This is a genomic window from Synechococcus sp. R8-2, from assembly GCF_047461715.1.
GTDB lineage: Bacteria > Cyanobacteriota > Cyanobacteriia > Thermostichales > Thermostichaceae > Thermostichus.
Window position 1 is genome coordinate 1 of the sequence record NZ_JANSHQ010000558.1, and the last position, 1,747, is coordinate 1,747.

Consider the following 1,747-nt stretch of genomic DNA (forward strand, 5'->3'; position numbering starts at 1 on the left):
CCCAAAGCAAGTTATTCATTCAGGATCCACTCGATTGGCTGCCGCTGAGACAACGATGAGTGGCAAGCTCACCAGCAAACAAAAGCCCCACTGCTCCCAAGACAGGGGTGCTGTGTCGAAGATAATGTTGAACAGGCTCCACTGGCTGAAGAGGATCTGCAGCAGGATGGCCGCCCCAATGCCGATGGCAATGGCTGCTGTATCCATGAGGCGCTCATGGCGCTCCAATTGGCTGGCACGTCCACGGCCCAACAGGGTAGGAATGGCCTGGCTGAGGCTGAGCAAATAGAAAATTCGCCCGATCACCAACGCTTGGATGGCCATGGTGCGGGCCAGGTCAATGCTGCCGGTGGTTTGTTCGATGTATTCAAAAACCCCGAAGATCAAGATCCAGTTGAACACGGACACCAGCAGGATGCGCTGCAGCAGCCTAGGAGAGAGCAAGTTGGCCTCCGGATCCCGCGGTGGGCGGGTCATCTCTCGGCCTGTGCTCGGCTCAAAGGCAAGAGGCACCGTCATGGTGATGGAGTTGATCATGTTGAGCCACAGCACTTGAATGGCCAGAATGGGGAGCTCGCGGTTGAGCAGCACGCTGAGGAGAATCGTCATCGATTCCCCCCCGTTCACCGGCAGGATGAAGGCAATGGCTTTGAGCAGGTTGTTGTAAACCGTGCGCCCCTCCTCAACGGCTGCCTCAATGGAGGCGAAGTTGTCATCGGTCAGGATCATGTCGGCAGCAGCTTTGGCCACTTCGGTGCCGCCTCGCCCCATGGCAATCCCCACATCTGCTTGCTTTAGGGCCGGAGCGTCGTTGACGCCATCGCCGGTCATGGCCACGATCTGCCCCCGCGCTTGCAGAGCTTCCACCAGGCGCAGCTTTTGCTCTGGCACCACCCGTGCGAAGACGGATCCCCGATTGGCAGCTTCCACAAATTCCTCCGGGCTGAGCTGCTCCAGATCTCGACCGCTGTAGGCTTGCACAGGTTTTCCACCCCCCAGGCCCATCTGCTCGGCAATGGCTTGAGCCGTGAGCACGTGGTCGCCGGTGATCATCTTCACCTGGATCCCAGCCGTTTGGCAGGAATGCACTGCCGCAATGGCCTCTGGCCGCGGCGGGTCGATCATTCCTTGCAAACCGAGGAAGATTAAACCCTCCTGCAGATCTGGGTGATCCACCCGAGTTTGGCTGCTGGGGACGGTTTTTTGGGCAAAGGCCAGAACTCGCAGCCCCTGCCGTGCCAAGGCCTCCACCTGCTGGCGAATCCGCTCCTCTTCCAGAGGCTGGATCTCCCCCTGGGATCCCATCTGGCTGCGGCAGCGGGGCAGCAGGGCTTCCACCGATCCCTTGACATAGATGCAGTGCTCTTCTGGCCCCAGGCGGTGCAAGGTGGCCATGTACTGAAACTCAGATTCAAAGGGAATGCTGTCCAGGCGAGGGCGGCGGCGCTGCAGATCGTCCATATCCAAACCCGCCTTTTGGCCCGCCACAATGAGGGCAGCTTCGGTGGGATCCCCTACCACCTCCCACTGGCCGTTGTCTTTGGGTTGCAGACGGGTGTCATTGCAGAGGCAGCCGGCCAAGAGACAAGCCTGTAACGCCAGCAGCCGCTCCACTTCCACTGGATCACCCCCCTCCTGGGCCAGGATTTGTCCCTGAGGACTGTAGCCACTGCCCGTAACTTGGTAGAGCTGGGATCCGGCGTAGATGGCCTGCACCGTCATCTGGTTTTCCGTGAGGGTGCCGGTT

Annotated in this window: 1 protein-coding gene; it reads right to left on the reverse strand. The window is 59.9% G+C overall.

The genetic code is table 11. The annotated features are described in order from the left end of the window. Positions 1-15: 15 nt before the first annotated feature. Positions 16-1,747 (reverse strand): HAD-IC family P-type ATPase (locus NW819_RS12430; protein WP_414413933.1); only part of this gene is annotated, 1,732 nt, incomplete at its 5' end.